This is a genomic window from Spiroplasma endosymbiont of Megaselia nigra (assembly GCF_003987485.1).
Classification (GTDB): domain Bacteria; phylum Bacillota_I; class Bacilli_A; order Mycoplasmatales; family Mycoplasmataceae; genus Spiroplasma.
This window is the reverse complement of sequence record NZ_RCOO01000182.1, coordinates 1-2,150: the sequence shown is the minus strand read 5'-3', so window position 1 is coordinate 2,150 and position 2,150 is coordinate 1. Positions and strand designations below refer to the sequence as shown.

Genomic DNA, 2,150 nt, shown 5'->3' with positions numbered 1-2,150 from the left:
TTTTTACTGCTAAAAAAACATCAGAACCATAAGCAAAAGGTAATAATTGGCCTTTTTTAATAGCCTTAGTTTCAAATTTAGACAATATTTTTTTAGTTTTATCAGTAATTTTATTAATTACTTTTTGTTTAATAGTAATTATTTGTTTTTCAATTGGGGCTAATAATTTTTTAGTTACTTTTTGAATATAAAAATTTGGGTTTAAATGATTTAAAACTTTATTTAATTTAATTGGTGTTTGATGCAAAATATTTAATAATTTATTATTATATACTTTGCTACCACGCATTAAATTAGCATTTAATAGTAGGTTTTTACCAACACCTTTTTTATGAAGATTAGTCATAATGTTATATCACTCATTAGTATTAATTTTGCTTATTTTATCAATATTTAATCCATATTCAGACAATCATTTATTAGCATTTTTTTCATTTACGCGTGGTATTTTTTGAACTAATTTAGGACTTATTTTTTGAATATTTTTCTCAATTTTTAATAAATTATTAATTGTTTCTAAATTAGAAACTTTAAAACCTTTATAAAAATCATTTTGAGCTAATTTTCCAATTGTATATAATAAAGTTTCATTATTAGCCTGTTTTGTAAAATCAAATATTAATTTATCAGATAAAACCTTTTTACCCCTAACTTGTTTTACAACATCTTCTAAATTATTAGCAGTTATTACACCTAATTTTTCAAGTATTTTAGTTTCTTTTGCTAATTTTAAAATTCTAGTTGTGCGAGCAGCACGCGTTAATTTTCCAATACCACCAATTGCTGGTAACAAATTTAAGGCAGTACTTTTTGCTGTTACTTCTGATGTTAATTTATCGTATATTTGATTTACAGCAAAATCGGTTGCTGTTTCTACTCCAAACGATATAAATGCTGCGGCAAAATTAGATAATCCCACACCGAGACCAACAGCAGATGCTACACCACCAGTTAAAACTGATAAACCAAGGGCTAAAACTTGAATTCCTAAAAATTATAATAATTGTAAACCAAAACTTTTTTCTTGTTGTTGGATTGACAATCTAGTTGGATTTTTTTTAACAGCATAAATAAGGGCTGTTTTAGATGTTCCAATTGGCATATCTATCAAACGAAAAAGTACTATTTTTTAGTACTATTAAGAATTTTTAATTTTAACATCAATCGGATTTGTTTGACCAGTAGCATTGTTTTTACCTTCAATTTGAACTTCAACAGTTTTATCATTTGTAATATTAATTGGTCAATCTTCACCTTTACTTTCAATAAAGTAATCAAAATCACTTTCAGTTAAAGAACTATTTACGGCTTTTACCGCTTTTAAAACAACATCTTTAAATTGTGGTTTTAACTGTTCGGCTGTTGCTGTTGCTGGTTCTGTAACATGAATATTTGGTTTATCTAATTTATTAATTTTACTAATATCAGTTTTTGTAACAATATGTTTAATAATTCCTTTTGGTTCAACTACTGCTCCACCTAAATATAAAACTCTTTCCATAATTAAAGTATTACCCATACCAATACCTAATGCAGCACCACCAACTCTTAACGGAGTATGGTCTTTTTTGCGTAAAATAAGCGGGTCATATTTTTTGCTAAATTTAAAGGCAATTGCATTAACACTATCTGGTAATAGAGTAATTGTTCCTTCTGAACCATCTTTATTAATAATTGGTAATTTTTTAGGAACCATATAGTATGTTGTTCCTTCAACAGTTTTCATTGCTCCACTTGTTTCAATTACGCTATTTATTTGGTCATTTGCTCCAAGTTGTAACTGCAATTTATTACGAATTGCACGAATAAAATCAGCCGAACCCAATACAACTGTTTCTGATGGGGTAAAGCCATTTTCATATATTTTATCCATAATTTCATCGTGGATTTGTAAAGCATTTGTATCATCTGCTTTTTTCCCTTGAATAGTTGTAACTTGACCATTGTTAATAATTTCTAAAATTTTATTACGTTTATAAGCAACTTCAGTATCCATTGCTTGTTCAATATCAGCTGCTCAAAGATTGGGATTAAAATCACTTTCTACAGGGTCTAATTTACGAGCAAAAGTTAAAATTGTATCTAATTCAACAATTCCATCTTCAAATTCCACTGTTGAATATTTTAGTAGGTTATCATCAGTATTAAAT

At 27.3% G+C, this 2,150-nt stretch carries 2 protein-coding genes; both read right to left on the bottom strand.

Annotated features, from left to right (window positions below):
- Positions 1-919: hypothetical protein (locus tag D9R21_RS05895; protein ID WP_148108854.1), on the bottom strand; the 919-nt coding region annotated here is incomplete at its 3' end.
- A gap of 219 nt (positions 920-1,138) precedes the next feature.
- Positions 1,139-2,150, bottom strand: a 1,012-nt coding sequence (locus D9R21_RS07430) for a hypothetical protein (RefSeq protein ID WP_158613940.1), incomplete at its 5' end; no start/stop codon positions are given.